The 15,827-nt window shown below is 64.7% G+C and carries 13 protein-coding genes; 8 read left to right on the forward strand and 5 right to left on the reverse strand.

Translation table 11 applies throughout. The features are described 5' to 3' along the window. Positions 1 to 210: 210 nt before the first annotated feature. The gene (locus tag L21_RS06055) at positions 211 to 1,785 is read right to left on the reverse strand and encodes an META domain-containing protein (protein ID WP_074369599.1); all 1,575 of its coding nucleotides are present in this window, start codon (positions 1,783 to 1,785) and stop codon (positions 211 to 213) included. Positions 1,786 to 2,040: 255 nt separating this feature from the next. On the opposite strand from L21_RS06055, the gene gpmA reads away from it, so the two are divergent. From gpmA to ppsA, 4 genes are all read left to right on the forward strand, one after another. Continuing rightward, entirely contained in the window at positions 2,041 to 2,787 is a 747-nt protein-coding gene (gene gpmA, locus L21_RS06060) for a 2,3-diphosphoglycerate-dependent phosphoglycerate mutase (RefSeq protein ID WP_074369612.1), read from the forward strand. Between the two features lie 63 nt (positions 2,788 to 2,850). Continuing rightward, positions 2,851 to 3,858 carry a type I glyceraldehyde-3-phosphate dehydrogenase gene (gap, locus tag L21_RS06065; protein WP_074369600.1) on the forward strand — a complete coding sequence of 336 codons (1,008 nt, stop codon included), beginning with the start codon at positions 2,851 to 2,853 and terminating at the stop codon, positions 3,856 to 3,858. A 9-nt stretch (positions 3,859 to 3,867) separates the two neighbouring features. Further along, complete coding sequence (locus L21_RS06070; protein ID WP_074369601.1) at positions 3,868 to 4,926, forward strand: NAD(P)-dependent oxidoreductase; 1,059 nt, start codon at positions 3,868 to 3,870, stop codon at positions 4,924 to 4,926. Further along, on the forward strand, positions 4,923 to 7,361 hold the full coding sequence (gene ppsA, locus L21_RS06075) for a phosphoenolpyruvate synthase (RefSeq protein WP_074369602.1): 2,439 nt from the start codon (positions 4,923 to 4,925) through the stop codon (positions 7,359 to 7,361). The genes L21_RS06070 and ppsA overlap by 4 nt, the downstream gene beginning before the upstream one ends. Positions 7,362 to 7,370: 9 nt before the next feature. Here the strand turns inward: ppsA and L21_RS14285 are convergent, their stop codons facing one another. Both L21_RS14285 and L21_RS06080 read right to left on the reverse strand, forming a co-directional pair. Beyond that, positions 7,371 to 8,018 carry an HAD family hydrolase gene (locus L21_RS14285; protein WP_218600630.1) on the reverse strand — a complete coding sequence of 216 codons (648 nt, stop codon included), beginning with the start codon at positions 8,016 to 8,018 and terminating at the stop codon, positions 7,371 to 7,373. Then, on the reverse strand, positions 8,015 to 9,817 hold the full coding sequence (locus L21_RS06080) for a plasma-membrane proton-efflux P-type ATPase (protein WP_218600631.1): 1,803 nt from the start codon (positions 9,815 to 9,817) through the stop codon (positions 8,015 to 8,017). Before L21_RS06080 ends, L21_RS14285 begins: the two co-directional genes overlap by 4 nt. A gap of 93 nt (positions 9,818 to 9,910) precedes the next feature. Here L21_RS06080 and glgP point away from each other — a divergent pair, with 93 nt between their 5' ends. Both glgP and L21_RS06090 read left to right on the forward strand, forming a co-directional pair. Next, the gene (glgP, locus tag L21_RS06085) at positions 9,911 to 11,683 is read left to right on the forward strand and encodes an alpha-glucan family phosphorylase (protein WP_074369613.1); all 1,773 of its coding nucleotides are present in this window, start codon (positions 9,911 to 9,913) and stop codon (positions 11,681 to 11,683) included. A 162-nt stretch (positions 11,684 to 11,845) separates the two neighbouring features. Beyond that, the gene (locus L21_RS06090; RefSeq protein ID WP_074369603.1) at positions 11,846 to 12,043 is read left to right on the forward strand and encodes a hypothetical protein; all 198 of its coding nucleotides are present in this window, start codon (positions 11,846 to 11,848) and stop codon (positions 12,041 to 12,043) included. Between the two features lie 339 nt (positions 12,044 to 12,382). Here L21_RS06090 and malQ read toward each other — a convergent pair whose 3' ends face one another. Beyond that, positions 12,383 to 14,029: a 4-alpha-glucanotransferase gene (gene malQ, locus L21_RS06095; protein WP_305954475.1), complete on the reverse strand. Its 1,647-nt coding sequence runs from the start codon at positions 14,027 to 14,029 to the stop codon at positions 12,383 to 12,385. Between malQ and L21_RS06100 the strand changes: the two genes are divergently transcribed. Continuing rightward, on the forward strand, positions 13,995 to 14,207 hold the full coding sequence (locus tag L21_RS06100) for a DUF2795 domain-containing protein (RefSeq protein ID WP_143727222.1): 213 nt from the start codon (positions 13,995 to 13,997) through the stop codon (positions 14,205 to 14,207). The genes malQ and L21_RS06100 overlap by 35 nt on opposite strands. Before the next feature lie 12 nt (positions 14,208 to 14,219). Here the strand turns inward: L21_RS06100 and L21_RS06105 are convergent, their stop codons facing one another. Beyond that, a complete protein-coding gene (locus L21_RS06105) occupies positions 14,220 to 14,993 on the reverse strand; it encodes a TIGR04255 family protein (protein ID WP_074369606.1) in 774 nt (257 codons plus the stop codon). Positions 14,994 to 15,108: 115 nt separating this feature from the next. Between L21_RS06105 and L21_RS06110 the strand changes: the two genes are divergently transcribed. Further along, positions 15,109 to 15,675 (forward strand): diacylglycerol/polyprenol kinase family protein, encoded by a 567-nt coding sequence (locus L21_RS06110; RefSeq protein ID WP_074369607.1) that lies wholly within the window; start codon positions 15,109 to 15,111, stop codon positions 15,673 to 15,675. The last annotated feature ends 152 nt before the right edge of the window (positions 15,676 to 15,827 follow it).

Here is a 15,827-nt window from a genome sequence, read left to right on the forward strand (position 1 = left end):
TAGGCATGGGAGGCGAGAGAAGAAATAATAACCCATTTCCATCAAAATCCTCTCGATTCTCCTCTTCCCCGGGATCGGATGCGTCCTGGACCGATCCGGACTCTCCATCCGGAGAGCGCTTAGAAGAGATAGACGGCCGTTCCGGAGGAGTAAAATAGGTAAAATCGGGCAGGGGACCGTTCGGCCCCTGTCCCGGAGACGGGGTAGGGATCAGGCCCGGCCCGCGCTGTATGAGAGGAGGGTCGCTCCTCCCTCATCGAGGAGATCGAGACGGTTCCCGTCGATCCGGTAGCCTGCAACCGACTCGAGGAGGTTGAGGTACCGGTTCTCCTGCTCCATGACGCCTTCCGGCTCGCCGCAGTACATCTTCGTGCTGATCGGCGGTTCAATGCTGAGTTCAGCGCCGTCGATCCGGTAGCCGGCTCCGTAGGAGTTGCACCCGGCGTTCCCGCCGACGTTCCCATCGGAGAAGACCGCCGTGATCGTGGTCCCGGCGATCACCGAGGAGACCGTTTCTCCACCGGGGCTGCTGAAGGACTCAAGCGTCCACTCCGTCCCGGCGAGCGGTGCCGGCTGGACCTCCTCGGCCTGCACGAAGAAGAGGAGGTCGTTTCCCTCCGCGTCCGTGAGGACCAGGCGGTCGCCTTCCGTCCGGTAGGAAGAGACGTTCGCGAGGTGGCTCATGAACGCTCCCTCCTGCTCCATGACCCCCGGCGTCTCGCAGTACATCAGGGTGCTGTAGAGCGAGGAGACCGAGAGGGTCGTGTCGTCGAGGGTGTACCGGCCGCCGTAGTGGTTGCACCCGGCGTTGCCGGTGACGTTCCCGTCGGCTGCGAAGTTCGCGGTGACCGTTGCCCCCGCAATCACCGAGGAGATTGCGTCCCCTCCGGTGCTGTAGGAATCAAGCACCCAGTCCGTCCCGACGAGCGGGAGGTCGGACTTCGGGACGGCCTTCTCGAAGACCAGGAGGTCGGCGCCCTCGCTGTCGGCGAGGATCAGCCGGTCGTTCTCAATCCGGTAGGAGGCGACGTCGGTCAGGAGCGCAAGGTATCGGTCCTCCTGCTCCATGAGGCCTTCCGGCTCGTTGCAGTACATCTCGGTCCTTATGGCCGGCTCGATGGTGAGGGTTGCGCCGTCCACGGTGTAGTCCGCGCTGTAGTGATTGCACCCGGCCGATCCGCCGAGGCTGCCCTCTGCGCTGAAGGTCACCGTCACGCTCGTGCCGTCAAGGACCGGCGTTTGGGTGCCGTTCTCCCCGGCGAGGCTCACAAGCGTCCACCAGGTGTTTCCCGCGAGCCCCGTGGGCGCGTCTTCCTCGACGAAGATGAGCGTCGTCGCTCCGGCAGCGTCGGTGATGATGAGCCGGTCGTTCTCGATCCGGCATCCTGCCGCCGAGCCGAGGAGGTCAGTGAACCGTGCTTCCTGCTCCATGATGCCTTCGGGCTCCGTGCAGAGTTTCAGCGTCTGGACGAGCGAGGAGATTGAGAGAGTTGTTCCGTCAATCTGGTAGTCGCCGCCGTAGTAGTTGCACCCGGCCGAGCCGGTGACCTTGCCGTCAGTGCTGAAGGCCGCCGTGACCTCCGTTCCCGGCAGAACCGGGACGAGCGTGCCGTTCTCGTCGAGGTACGAATCGAGCGTCCAGGAGGTTCCGGCAAGCCCGACGACCGCTCCCGGCGTCGACGTGCCCCCTGTGCACCCCGCGACGACGATGCACGCCACAAAGATGACGAAGAGCGATGCCGCCGTTAGGATGAAGTTCCTGTTCCTTTGTCTGTTCGGTGCCATACACCTGCATATGAGCGGGAATGAGTGATAAATGAATGGTAAGTTACGAAAAATTTCGGACTTATCCGTGGTCTGTTTTCTGATCCCGACGATTATAACGACTATCCGGATCCCATTGCACTATGGCGCCGGAAGGCGAGGGACGGGATCTCGCTCCGGTTTCGGGGCGTCGCGGCATCGTTCGCCGGGTATCTTGCGGCATATGCAAGGGTTTTATCCGGGGGCGTCCCATACCGGATGCGGGGAAAGAATGCTATGGCAACGTTGATCCTGCTAAGGCACGGCGAGAGCGCCTGGAACAGGGAGAACCGGTTCACGGGCTGGACCGATGTCGACCTCTCGCCACAGGGTATACAGGAGGCCCATAAGGCGGCGGAACTCCTCAGGGACGGCGGGTATACGTTCAGCGTCGCCTACACCTCCGTCCTGAAGCGGGCGATCCGGACGCTCTGGATCGTCATGGACGACCTTGACCTCATGTACATTCCCGTGCACCGGTCGTGGCGGCTGAACGAGAAGAGCTACGGCGCCCTGCAGGGTTTAAATAAAACGGAGACCGCGGAGAAGTATGGTGCGGATCAGGTGCATCTCTGGCGCCGGGCATACGACGTCCGGCCGCCGCCGCTCGCGTGGGACGATCGCCGGCACCCGCGGTTCGACCCTCGCTATGCGGATCTCGACCCGGAGACCCTCCCTGCAACCGAGTCCCTGCACGACACGCTCAAGCGGGTGCTCCCCTGCTGGGAGAACCATATCACCCGGGACCTTATGGCGGGCAAACCCGTCCTGGTCGCCGCCCACGGGAACAGCCTCCGGGCCCTGATCAAGCACCTGGATGGGGTTCCCGACGACGAGATCGCGGCCCTCAACATCCCCACCGGCTATCCCCTCGTCTACGAACTGGATAAGGGCCTGCAGGCCGTCCGGCGCTACTACCTTGGCGACCCGGAGGAGGTTGCGGCGGCCGCCCGGGGCGTGGCCCGGCAGGCCAGGCCGGGATAGCCGCCGGCAAAGATCATATATACCATCCCGCAGAGGGCCACCCATCTGACAGGGGGAAGTGTCATGAAGAAGGTTGCCATCAACGGGTTCGGGCGAATCGGGCGGAAGGTTCTCTACAACTACCTGACCGATCCGCCGGAGAAGATCGAGATCGTCGCGGTGAACGATCCAAACCCGACGGAAGAACTCGCCTACCTGATGAAGTACGACTCGGTCCACGGACGGGCGCCCTTCCCGGTCGAGGCCGGCCCGGACCATATCCGGTTTGGGCCGAAGGAGGTGCGGGTGCTGCACGAGAGGGACCCGACCCGCCTCCCGTGGAAGGACCTCGGTGTGGATATGGTGCTCGAGTGCACAGGGCACTTCACGGAGCGGGCGGGCGCCGCGAAGCACCTGGACGCCGGGGCATCACGGGTAGTCATCAGCGCACCCTCGTCCGACGCGGACCTGACGGTCGTGCTCGGCGTCAACGAGGGGTCGTACGACCCCGCAAAGCACACCGTCGTCTCGAACGCCTCCTGCACCACCAACGCGCTTGCGCCAGCGGCGAAGGTGCTCAACGACTCGTTCGGCGTCGAACGGCTGATGGCGACGGCGATCCATGCCTACACCGCCACCCAGGCGCTGGTCGACCGGGCAACAAAGAAACCGCGCCGGGGGCGTGCCGCAGCCGTCTCGCTGATCCCGACGACGACCGGGGCCGCCGTCGCCACCACCCGGGTTCTCCCCGAACTCACCGGGAAGATGGACGCGATAGCTATCCGGGCCCCGATCCCCGACGGGTCGGTCCTCGATATTGTTGCGGACCTCTCGCGGGAGACGTCGGCGGACCAGGTGAACGCCGCGATGAAGACGGCGGCGGAAGGAAGGATGAAGGGATACCTCGCATATACCGAGGACCCGCTCGTATCGGCCGACATCGTCGGCGACCCGCATTCCGGGGTTGTCGACGGTCTCTCCACGAGCGTCGCCGGCGGGCGGATGGCCCGGGTCCTGGTCTGGTACGACAATGAATTTGCGTATGCAAAGCGGATGGTCGATATCGCCTCTTACATGGCCTCCCGGGAGTGAAGGAGAACTATGACGAAACTGGTCTTCTTCGGCCTTGATGAGCACGAGCAGGATGTGATCCGGAGGGCGTTCGCCGGCGAAGGCGACTACGACGTCTCCCTCCATGCCGAACCCCTCACCATCGAGAACGTCTCGCTTGCCCATGGCGCCGAGGGCATCGGGGTCTTCGTTATGTCCCGCGTCACCCGGGAAGTCATCGACCGGCTGCCCGGCCTCAAGATGATCGCCGCCATGTCCACAGGGTTCGACCACATCGACTTCGTCGCCTGCCGGGAGCGGAACATCGCCGTCTCTAACGTGCCGCACTATGGTGAGTCCACGGTGGCGGAGTTCGCGTTCGGGCTCATCCTGGCCCTCGCCCGGCGGTTCAGGCCGGCGTTTGAGCGAACCGACCGGGGCGACTTCTCGCGGGCCGGACTGCAGGGCATCGACCTCGCCGGTAAGACCCTCGGCCTGGTCGGGACCGGGCGCATCGGGTCGCACCTCGCCCGTATCGCCCACGCGGCGGGGATGAACGTGATCGCTTACGACCTGAGGCCGAATCCGGCCCTCACAGAGGACTACGGCGTCCGCTACATGGACCTCGACGAACTCCTGCGGGAAGCGGATGTCATCAGCCTGCACGTCCCCTACACGAAGGCGACGCACCACCTGATCGATGCAGAACGGCTGCGGCTGGTCAAAGATACCGTGCTCCTCATCAACACCTCCCGGGGCGGCGTGGTGGATACGGGAGCGGTCGCGGACGCTCTACGCGAAGGCCGCCTCGGGGGAGTCGCGTTCGACACCTTCGAGGGGGAGCAGGTCTGGATCGAGGAGGAGTTTGCCGGGGCCGGCGAGGCGTCGGAGGACGAGCTCCGGGATGCGCTCGAGAGTTTCGGCCTGCTGCACTCCGATAAGGCGATCCTCACGCCCCATAACGCCTTCAACACGCGGGGTGCGGTCGACCGGATCCTCGATGCAAGCATCGAGAATATCTGGGCGTTCTTTGCCGGAAACCCGCAGAACGTCGTCGCCGGGACCTACCGGGTGCCGGCAGCGCCGCAGGCCGGGGGTGGGCGGACATGAAGCAGGATGCGGCCTACATCCGCTGGTTTGCCGATATTAGAAACGAAGACGTCGGCCTGGTCGGCGGGAAGAACGCATCGCTCGGCGAGATGTATAGCGAACTGACCCCGAAGGGCGTGAAGATCCCCGACGGATTCGCCGTGACCGCCGAAGGCTACCGGCACGTCCTTACATCCGCAGGGATCCTCGACGACCTCAAAGAGGCACTTGCCGGGCTCGACCGTAGCGACGTCACCGACATCGCAAAGCGGGGAAGGCGGGCCCGCGGTCTCATCCTTTCGGCCGGGATCCCCGACGACCTCTGGGGCGAGATCCGGACCGCCTACGATATGCTCTGCGACGAGTACGGGCCCGATGCCGACGTCGCCGTCCGGTCGAGCGCCACCGCCGAAGACCTCCCGACGGTCTCGTTCGCGGGGCAGCAGGAGACTTACCTGAACGTCCGGGGCTACCAGGCCCTGCGGGAAGCCTACACCCGGTGTCTTGCCTCCCTCTTCACCGACCGGGCGATCGCCTACCGGGTGGATAACGGCTTCGACCACTTCAAGGTCGCCCTCTCGGTCGGGGTGATGAAGATGGTTCGCTCCGACCTGGCCTCGAGCGGGGTCATCTTCACGCTCGACACAGACACGGGCTTTCGGGACGTCGTCCTTGTCACCGGCTCCTACGGCCTCGGCGAGATGGTCGTCCAGGGCGCCGTCAACCCCGACGAGTTCTACGTCTTCAAGCCGACCTTCCGGAAGGGCTACCGGGCGATCGTCAGGAAGAACCTCGGCGAGAAGAGAGTGAAACTGATCTACGGCCACGGGGGGACGAAGGAGGTCACCCGGAGGGTCGATGTCCCCCAGATCGACCGGATGAGGTTCTGCATCCCCGACGACGATATCCTGACGCTTGCGGGATACGCGCTCACGATCGAGGACCACTACTCGACGAAGGCCGGAAGACCGGTGCCGATGGATATCGAGTGGGCAAAGGACGGCGAGACCGGGGAACTCTTCGTCGTCCAGGCCCGGCCCGAGACGGTGCAGTCGCAGAAGGCGGGAGACGTCCTTGAGACCTACCGCCTCGACGAGCGCGGGACGGTGCTCGCCGCCGGAAAGAGCATCGGCGATAAGATCGCCGCCGGGAAGGCCCGGATCGTCACCGACGTCGGCCGCCTCCCTGAGTTCAGGCCGGGGGAGGTCCTGGTCTCTGATACCACGACCCCCGACTGGGAGCCCGTGATGAAGACGGCCGCCGCCATCGTGACGAACCGGGGCGGTCGGACATCCCACGCCGCGATCGTCAGCCGGGAACTCGGCATCCCCGCGGTCGTCGGGACGGGCGACGCGACCGAGAAGGTTCCGACAGGCCGCGAGGTGACGGTCAGCTGTGCCGAGGGGGAGGAGGGGTTCATCTACGATCGGGCCCTCCCGTTCCACGTCGAGAAGACCCGGCTCTCGGACCTGCGGCGGCCGAAGACCGAGGTGATGATGAACCTCGGGAACCCCGATATGGCCTTTGGGCTCGCAATGCTCCCGAACGACGGCATCGGACTCGCCCGGATGGAGTTCATCATCAGCAGTTACATCAAAGTCCACCCGATGGCGCTCGTCCACCCCGACCGGGTCACGGACGATTCCGTCCGGCAATCGATCGCGGACCTTACCTACGGCTACCCGGACGGGGAGGAGTACTTCGTCGAGAGGCTCGCGGAGGGCGTCGGGACGATCGCCGCGGCGTTCTACCCGAACCCGGTGGTCGTCCGGACGAGCGACTTCAAGACGAACGAGTACGCGAGCCTTCTCGGCGGTGCTTACTTCGAGCCTGCGGAGGCAAACCCGATGCTCGGGTTCCGCGGCGCTTCCCGCTACTACGACGAGCGCTACCGGGATGGGTTCGCGCTCGAATGCCGGGCGCTGAAGCGGGTGAGAGAAGAGATGGGCCTGACGAACCTGGTCGTCATGATCCCCTTCTGCCGCCGGGCGGAGGAGGCAAAGCGGGTCATCGAGGAACTCGAAAAGAACGATCTGCGCCGGGGCGAGAACGGTCTCCAGGTCTACCAGATGTGCGAGGTTCCGAGCAACGTCGTCGAACTCGATGCGTTCAGCGAGTACTTCGACGGGTTCTCGGTCGGCTCAAACGACCTGACCCAGCTCGTCCTCGGCATCGACCGCGACTCGGCGGTCGTGGGCGGGGCCTTCGACGAGCGCGACCCGGCCGTCAAGTGGATGGTCGCGATGGCCGTCGAGGGGTGCCGGCGGAACCATCGGCACAGCGGGCTCTGCGGCGAGGCGCCGAGCACCTACCCGGAGTTCGCCGACTTCCTGGTAGAGCAGGGGATCGACTCGATATCGGTCGAGCCCGATGCGCTCCTGGCGATCACCCTCCGGGTGGCCGAGGTCGAGGAACGCCTTCGGGGCGCGAAGAAGGCGGCCCCGGTGCCCCGGTGAGGGATTCCCTCACCGGACAAACGGTATGCTGCCGCGGTCGATGAGGCGGTAGGCGTAGACCTTCACCGGGTCCGTGATCACGAGCGCCCAGACGAGCGCGTAGACCCAGACGAAGATCGCAAGCGGCCAGCCGATGGGCGCTATAAATATTCCGTAGACGGTGATCAGGGTCGCGACGGTCTGTGTGGCGATCACCGCCCCGAGCAGGGCCGGGGCGGGCCGGACGGACCAGAACGGCCCCCGGGTGCGGGCGACGAAGACGGTGAGATGGCCGGCGACCGCGAGTTTGAGGAAGATGAGCGACCGGATGATGTCCAGGGGGAGGCCGAGCGGCCCCTGTGCGATGGCGAGCAGGATAAACGAGGATACGACGCCCACGAACCCGATGGTCGTCGCGAGCGTGAGGATCTCGCGCATCTTCCACCGTTCAGGGGACCGGGAGTAGAGGACGTTGTCCCAGGCGATGGTCATGATGGGGATGTCGTTTAAGAGGGCGAGGAGGACGATCATCAGGGCGGTTATCGGGAAGAACCCGAAGAGCAGGATCGAGAGGGTGATGAAGAAGAGGACGCGGATGGTCTCGGCGATCCGGTAGGTAACGTAGTGGCTCATGCGCTGAAAGATCATCCGGCTCTCTTTGATCGCGTCGATGATCACCGAGAGCCCGGTTTTGTAAGGACGATCGCGGCCGCCGACTTTGCGGCGTCCGTGGCCCCGGCTACCGCGATCCCGACATCAGCCTTCTTCAGGGCGGGGGCGTCGTTCACGCCGTCGCCGGTCATGCCGACGATGTGCCCCCGGGACTGGAGGAGAGAGACGATCCGGTATTTGTGCTCGGGGAAGACCTCGGCAAACCCGGCCGCCTTCTCGACGATCTCCGCGGCTCTCGGGTCGCTCTCCTTTACGAAGGCATCAGCGGTGGCGATCTCGGTCCTGAGGTTCACCTCCCGCGCGACCTCCCGTGCGATCGCGGTGTGGTCTCCGGTGACCATCTTGACGTCGAGCCCCATATCCGCCGCCGTCTTGATGGTTGCCGCGGAGTCGTCGCGGGGCGGGTCGTGGAGGCCGAGGACGCCGGCGTAGGCCCAGGCACCGGGGGTATCGCTCCTTGCGACGCCGAGCATCCGGTAGCCTTTCTTTGCGAAGGCCCCGGAGAGGCGGTCGACCGCTTCTGCGAGGTTCTCCCCCCCGCCGGCGAGGGCGAGGATCACCTGCGGCGCGCCCTTTGCGACCCGGAATTCCCGGCCGTCGGCGCTCCGGACTGTGGCCTCGGTGTGTTTCACCACAGGGTCGAAGGGCTTGAAGCCGGTGACGGTGAAGGAACGGAGCGGTTCTTTGAGAGCCTGCCCCTCCTTTGACTCGATGATCGCGACGTCGATGGGGTCCCGGTCCTCTTCCCGGGATGCGAGGAGGGCGGCGAACAGAACATCGCCCTTCTCAAACCCCCCGAACGGGACGACCTCGGCGAGGGTGAGCCGGTTCTCGGTGATCGTCCCGGTCTTGTCGGTGCAGAGGACGTCCACACCGGCCATCTCCTCGATGGCGACAAGTCTGCTGACGATGGCCTCCTTCCGGGCAAGCGCCGTCGCCCCCACGGCCATGGTGATCGAGAGGACGGCCGGCATCGCCGCGGGAATGGCCGCCACGATCAGGACAAGAGCGAACTGGAGGGTTTCAAGGATGCTCTCATGCCTGACCAGCGAGACGATGAAGACTATGGTGACGAGGGCGATCGCAAGCACGATCAGGTAGTCGCCGATCCTGACGACGGCCTTCTGGAAGTGGCTGACCGTCTCTGCCTCCCCGGCGAGCCGGGCGGTCCTGCCAAAGAAGGTCGCATCACCCGTTGCCGCCACGAGCGCGGTCATCTCACCCTGTTTGACGGTGGAGCCGGAGTAGGCTATATCCGATACGTGCTTCTCGACCGGCATCGACTCCCCGGTGAGCGCGGACTCGTCGGCCGAGAGAAAGTCCCCCTCGACGAGTTTGATATCGGCGGGCACGATGTCCCCGTTCCTGACCCGAACGATATCGCCGGGGACGAGGTCCCGTGCGGCGACCTCCTGCCACCGGCCGTCGCGGAGCACCCGCGCCTCGAGCGCGAGCCTCTTTTTCAGCATGGCAATAGCGTTGCCGGCCTGGCGCTCCTGCCAGAAGCCGACGATCGCGTTCGTGAGGAGGAGAACGAGGATGATCGCGAAGTCCTCCCAGCGCCCGATGACGGCCGAGATGACGAGCGCCGCCTCGATCATCCACGCTATGGGACCCCAGAAGTAGCGCAGAAACTTTTTGACCGCGTTCTCCTCCTTCTCCGGGAGCTCGTTGTAGCCGAACCTCTGGATACGGTCGTTCGCCTCGGATTGGGCGAGACCGTCCCGCCGGGAGGAGAGAACCCGGCAGAGGTCGTCGACGGCCATGCCCCGGGCCTCGTCGGTGCCGATCACCTGACGCTCCATGGCTCTTCCGCCCGCCCCTCTCTACCGGATTGTATATAGGTGCCGCTGTCCGGGCACAGGCAGGTTCATATGGAGCAGAGGAAATGCAGGGCCATGGCGGCGAGGGACCCTGTCTGCGGGATGCCGGTGGACCCGGCAACGGCAACGTATTCAGTGGATATTCGGGGCGGGACCTACTACTTCTCGAACAAACTCTGCAGGGATACGTTCGTCGAGGGGGCGAAGATCGCCTACTTCTCGATGGAGATCGGTCTCGAGAGCGATATACCGACCTACAGCGGCGGTCTTGGGGTGCTTGCCGGGGACGTCATCCGTTCGAGCGCCGACCTCCTCATCCCGATGGTCGCGGTGACGCTCGTCAACCGGAAAGGCTACGTGCGGCAGCGGCTGACCCCGGAGGGCGACCAGGTCGACCTTCCGGACGAGTGGGAGCCGCGGGGGCACATGCGGGAACTCCCCGAGCGGGTGACGGTGCGGATCGGGGATGCGAATGTCGCGATCAGGGCCTGGATCTACGACTACTGGAGCCCTGTTGGCGGCCTCGTGCCGGTCTTCTTCCTCGATACCGACCTCCCGGAGAATACGCCGGATGACCGGGGGATAACCGATTGCCTCTACGGCGGCGATCAGGAGTGCCGGTTCAAACAGGCGATCGTGCTCGGGATCGGCGGGGCCCGGATGCTCGCGGCACAGGAGATCAGGGTCGGCAAGTACCATATCAACGAGAGCCACTCGAGCCTCCTCACCCTCGAGCTCCTCAGGCGCCCGGGTATGGACGAAGAGAAGGTGCAGACACACTGCATCTTCACCACCCATACACCGGTGGCGACGGCGTTCGAGACGTTCCCCCGGGATACGGTAATTCGCCTGCTCAGCGCCGAGATCACGCCGACCCTGCTCGACGAGTACATCGGCGAAGACGGGCTTGCGCTCGCGACCCTCGCGTTCCGCCTGAGCAGGTACGTCAACGGCGTGACGACGGCGCACATGAACTTCTCGCAACGGCTCTTTCCGGCCTTTCACATCCGTGCGGTGACGAACGGCGTTCACCCGCACACGTGGACGTCGGGACCGTTCCGGGATCTCTATGATCGGTACATCACCGGCTGGGCGCAGGAGCCTGAGTTGCTCGTCAGGGTCGACGAGATCCCGCACGAGGATATCCGACACGCCCACCGGCAGGCGAAACAGGCCCTGGTGGACTACGTCAGGGAGAAGAACGGGGTCGACCTGGATCCTCATGCCCTCACGATCGGGTTTGCCCGGCGGGCGACCGCCTACAAGCGGGCAGCCCTGCTCTTCTCGGACCTCGACAAACTGCGGGAGGCCGGCAGGCGGGGGGCGATCCAGCTCGTCTTCGCCGGGAAGGCCCATCCGGCGGATGCGGCTGGCAGGCAGGAGATCCGCCGGATCCACGATGCCATGCGCGACCTCGAGGGCGAGGTGACGGGCGTCTACCTCGAGAACTACTCGATGGATATTGCGGGTCTGATGACCGCGGGGATGGACGTCTGGCTGAACACGCCCCTCCCACCCTACGAAGCGAGCGGCACGAGCGGCATGAAGGCCGCCTTGAACGGCGTGGTCAACTTCAGTGTTCTCGACGGGTGGTGGATCGAGGGCTGGATCGAGGGGACGACGGGGTGGGCGATCGGCCCCGGACCCGATGCGCCGGTGAGCGAGGCCGAACGGCGGGCCCGGGAACTCCAGGACCTTTACAGCAAACTGGAGTACCTGATCATCCCTACCTACTACCACCGGAAGGACGAGTGGGCGACGATCATGCGGAGCTCGATCGCGAAGATAGCCTATTACTTCAACACGCACCGGATGATGCGGCGCTACGCGACGGAGGCGTATCTGTAGAGGGGCCGAAGAACGAGGCGATTCTCCCGGCAATCTCTACCTGATCGTGTCGTGTAACGCAATCGTTACGGGTTCCTCGTTGCTGTAACAGAACCGTAACATCATCGTCAGTTCCGTAACAAAACTGTAACAAATAAATCCCCGGCCGCAAAACCTCCCTCCATGTCGAGAGTCGTCCGGGTCGACGAAGAGGCGCTGGCGATCGCCCTGAAGTACGGGAAGAACCTCTCAGCCGGGATCATGAAGATGGAAGAGATGCTTGCGGCGCAGGAGAAGGCGAAGCGCGACTACACCAGGATCGAGGAGATGGTCCGCCGGACGATCCGGGAAGAACTCGATGTCCTGACCTCCCGGTACTGATAGGCTCCTCAAACTATCGGGACATCACTTTGTGGAGTTGGGTAAACAAAACCGGGCTGTTTCCTGAAGCACCTGATACACTGGATCGTGGTGGATATCGCGCCTGGGGGGTGAGGACAGGGGAGGGGGGAGACCCCCTCCCCTGCAACCCCTCCCCTGCAACCCCTCCCCTAATGGCGATACCAAATGGGAATCCGTGTCAGGAATGCTGTGCAGAGAACTTTCCATCAGATATCTTCCTTCTCTTAGCCGATTGTATCATTGCATGCAAGTTACTATCCAACATGATCGAATCAGGCATTTCGAAGTGAACTCTGGGTAAATTCGCGCCACTGCAAATTACCCCCGCCCGGTGAGTTCCGCGAGTCCCCGGAGCCACGCAAACGGCGCATCGTCGAACTCCGCGGGGGTCATTCGCCACTCCCAGTTCCCCGTGACGGTCGAGGGGTAGTTCATCCGCGCCGCGGCACCGAGGCCGAGGACGTCCTGCATCGGGACGATGCACGCCCGCGCGACCGAGGTCATCCCGAGCCGGACGAGCTCCCGGTGAACCTCGTCCGCCCCCACCTGCCGCCCGATGTAGGTGAAGAACCGCTCCTTATCCTCCTCCGTCGCCTCCTCCTCAAACCACCCCCTCGCCGTGTTGTTGTCGTGCGTCCCCGTGTAGCAGATGAGGTTATGGACGTAGTTGTGCGGGATGTGCGGGGTCTCCTCGATCCCCTCGCCGAACGCGAAGAGGAGGATCTTCATCCCCGGAAAGGCGAACCGGTCGAGGAGGGCCTGGACGGCGGGGGTGTTCGCCCCCAGGTCTTCGGCGACGATGGCAAAGCAGGGGAACCGCCGGGCGAGCGTCTCGAAGAACTCAGCCCCCGGCCCGTCGACCCAGGTCCCGTGCTCCGCCGTCGCATCTCCCGCCGGAACCTCGTAGTAATCGGCGAACGCCCGGAAGTGGTCGATCCGGAAGAGGTCGTAGAGTTCGCCGGACCGGGCGATCCGGCCCGCCCACCAGTCGTATCCCCGTCCCCGGAGTGCGGCCCAGTCGTAGACCGGGTTCCCCCAGAGCTGCCCGGTCCTGCTGAAGATATCGGGCGGCACCCCCGCCACCACGGTCGGGCGGAGGTCTTCGTCCAGTTTGAAGATCCCGGGGTTCGCCCAGACGTCGACGCTGTCGTAGGCGACGTAGATCGGGATGTCGCCGATGACCTGGATGCCGCGGTCGGTGCAGTACCGGCGGAGGGCCGACCACTGCCGGGCGGCGATGTACTGGAGGAACTTCTCCTTTCGTATCCGGTCGTCGAGCAGTTCGCGCATCTCTTTGAGGGCTTCCGGTTCCCGGGCCCGGATCTCCTCCGGCCACCGGGTCCACGCCTGCCCGCGGAAATGGTCCTTGAGCGCGACGAAGAGCGCGTGGTCGTCGAGCCACCATCCCGCCCCGTCGCAGAACGCCTCGAACCTGCGATCCGGCCCGGAATAGCGAAACCGTTCGTAGGCAACCGCAAACAGCCGTTCCCGGTACCACGCGGCCGCCTCGTATGCCGCCCGCCCGTCCGGAAAACCGGGCACCGGCTCCAGTTCGCTCTTCCTGAGATAGCCTTCCCGGACGAGCATCTCCGGGCTGATGAGGAGGGTATTTGCGGCGAACGCCGACGGGCTCGAGTAGGGGGAATGGGCGTACGCGCTCTCTGTCGGGTTGAGCGGCAGGATCTGCCAGTAGTGCTGCCGCGCCCGCTCAAGCGCCTCGACGAACCGGTATGCCGCCGGGCCGAAGTCCCCGATGCCGTACGGCGACGGCAGGGACGTGATATGCAGGAGTATGCCGCTTCCCCGTGTCTGAATCATACATCTTCTCCCGATATCTCGCCCTTCTGGGGCGGCCTCAACGTATAGTCTTATCCTGCACCGGTGAGGGGTACGGTCAAATAGTTCCCGCTCCATAGGGGTCGGAAAGGAGGTGATTGAGACGGCGTTACCAACCGCCATGACCATGTCCCGCGTTCACGAGTACCTCCGCGACGCCCCTTACCCGGCGACCCGACGGGATCTGGTCGTCTACGCCCGCGAGGCAGGTGCACCGGGCGACATCCTGCGGGCGCTCGCACGGTTGCCGGAGAGGCGGTATACGAGCCCGGACGTCGTGACCGGGACCATCGGGATGCTGATGTGAGGGTCCGGGATATCACCGTGCCGCTGCGATCGCCGTCGCCTCCTCCCGGACGGTGAAGAGGTCGCGGAGAGTCTCCTTGATGCAGGCCTCGAAGATGTCGCGCACGTGGGTGTGGGCGATCTCGAGCCAGTCGGCAACCCCGTCCGGCGGGATGTTCTGGCCTTCCGTCAGGTAGTAGTCGATGTTTAAGAGGAACGCGTTGTGCTCCGTCGATTCGGGGACGGCGTCGGTGAGTTCCACCCGGCAGTTGTCGCGGTTGTCGTGGAACGAGAACTCGCACCCGGTGATGAACCCCGCCGGCACCCGCGGGAGTTCCGGCGGGAGGGCGGGGTAGAAGGCGAAGTAGTCCGAGAGCGTCACCTCCCGCTCCGGGATCTCGATGAAGTTGACGTAGCGCAGGTTCATGGTGCCGATGGCGTCGGTGCCGATGACCTCCCGGAACCGGTCGAACGCGCCGTGAATCCGCTCCGAGAAGGCCTCCCAGTGGACGTAGGGTTTCTGGCAGCTCACCGAGAGCAGGCGGGGCCCGACCTGGACGGCGCAGCCTTCGTCCTCGGCAAGGAAGATCGAGCGTTCGCCGACCAGGAGTTCTTCGCGGAGCCCCTCCGGGCCGAGGAGCATCACCACCTCGCGGACGTAGCGCTGGTCGCGTTTCGGGTAGGCGTCTTTTAAGTGACCATACAGCATGCCGGGGTAGGTCAGGTCCCAGGGGGTGTCTTCGGGGAACCGGAACTCGCATATCACTTCGGCGGCGGGCGGGTTGACATACTTCCGTACTTCTGCCATATTCTTCTCCCTCAGGGGGTGTTGGATGGAAGGAGACTATTTTAAAGTGACTGCTGCCGGGCATTTGCCGGAACCCGCACGATGGTTTATCTCCCGCGACCGCTATCCGGGTGTGATGGGCGAAACATTCCGCCAGACTGTCCACCTGCTCATGGGAGTCCTCGGCGCGGCGGTGATCCTCCGCCTGGGCGACCGGGGAGCATTCATCTTTGTGAGCGCCGCTCTCGTCGTCCAGTTCCTCCTCTGCGACGCCTTCACCCGCGGCTACGACGTCCCGGTCCTCTCGCGGGTGATGGACGAGTCGGAGCGTACCGGGAAGGTGCCGCTCAAGGGCGGGATCGCCTACGCCGCCGGGGCGCTCTTCTGCCTCGCGGTCTTCGGGAGGGGGTACACTGCGGTCGGCCTCGTCACGGTCGGGGTGCTCGACAGCGTCGCGACCCTTGTCGGGCTGCGCTTTGGGCGGCATACCCTCGTCGGCAAGAAGTCGTTCGAGGGGACGGTTGCCGGGGCGGCGGCGGCCGCGCTCGCGCTCTCCTTCCTGATCCCCTGGTGGGCTGCCGCGGCCGTCGCGGCCATTGCGGGCATCATCGAGGCCTGCTTCCCGCTCGACGACAACGTGGCGGTCCAGGTGGGGGTTTGTGTGATGCTGGCGGGGATGGGGTTTATCGCGGCGGGGTTGTGACAGAAGAGTCTCAAGTGCTGGGTTTGCGGAGTGCAGGGTGTTCGACTGAGGATGGCAGAACAAGTTGGTGTGATGCAAAAGCCCCGTGCTCTGGACCGTGGTGGCTATCCCCGAGAGGGGGGTGGGGACAGGGGAGGGGGGAATACTCCCCC

Source organism: Methanoculleus chikugoensis, assembly GCF_900095385.1.
GTDB classification, from domain to species: Archaea; Halobacteriota; Methanomicrobia; order Methanomicrobiales; family Methanoculleaceae; genus Methanoculleus; species Methanoculleus chikugoensis_A.

Excerpts from the sequence above, each read along its gene's own strand:
- L21_RS06055 (WP_074369599.1), bottom strand. The coding sequence starts at position 1,785 with ATGGCACCGAACAGACAAAGGAACAGGAACTTCATCCTAACGGCGGCA.
- gpmA (WP_074369612.1), top strand. The coding sequence starts at position 2,041 with ATGGCAACGTTGATCCTGCTAAGGCACGGCGAGAGCGCCTGGAACAGG.
- gap (WP_074369600.1), top strand. The coding sequence starts at position 2,851 with ATGAAGAAGGTTGCCATCAACGGGTTCGGGCGAATCGGGCGGAAGGTT.
- L21_RS06070 (WP_074369601.1), top strand. The coding sequence starts at position 3,868 with ATGACGAAACTGGTCTTCTTCGGCCTTGATGAGCACGAGCAGGATGTG.
- ppsA (WP_074369602.1), top strand. The coding sequence starts at position 4,923 with ATGAAGCAGGATGCGGCCTACATCCGCTGGTTTGCCGATATTAGAAAC.
- L21_RS06080 (WP_218600631.1), bottom strand. The coding sequence starts at position 9,817 with ATGGAGCGTCAGGTGATCGGCACCGACGAGGCCCGGGGCATGGCCGTC.
- glgP (WP_074369613.1), top strand. The coding sequence starts at position 9,911 with ATGGCGGCGAGGGACCCTGTCTGCGGGATGCCGGTGGACCCGGCAACG.
- L21_RS06090 (WP_074369603.1), top strand. The coding sequence starts at position 11,846 with ATGTCGAGAGTCGTCCGGGTCGACGAAGAGGCGCTGGCGATCGCCCTG.
- malQ (WP_305954475.1), bottom strand. The coding sequence starts at position 14,029 with ATGGTCATGGCGGTTGGTAACGCCGTCTCAATCACCTCCTTTCCGACC.
- L21_RS06105 (WP_074369606.1), bottom strand. The coding sequence starts at position 14,993 with ATGGCAGAAGTACGGAAGTATGTCAACCCGCCCGCCGCCGAAGTGATA.
- L21_RS06110 (WP_074369607.1), top strand. The coding sequence starts at position 15,109 with ATGGGCGAAACATTCCGCCAGACTGTCCACCTGCTCATGGGAGTCCTC.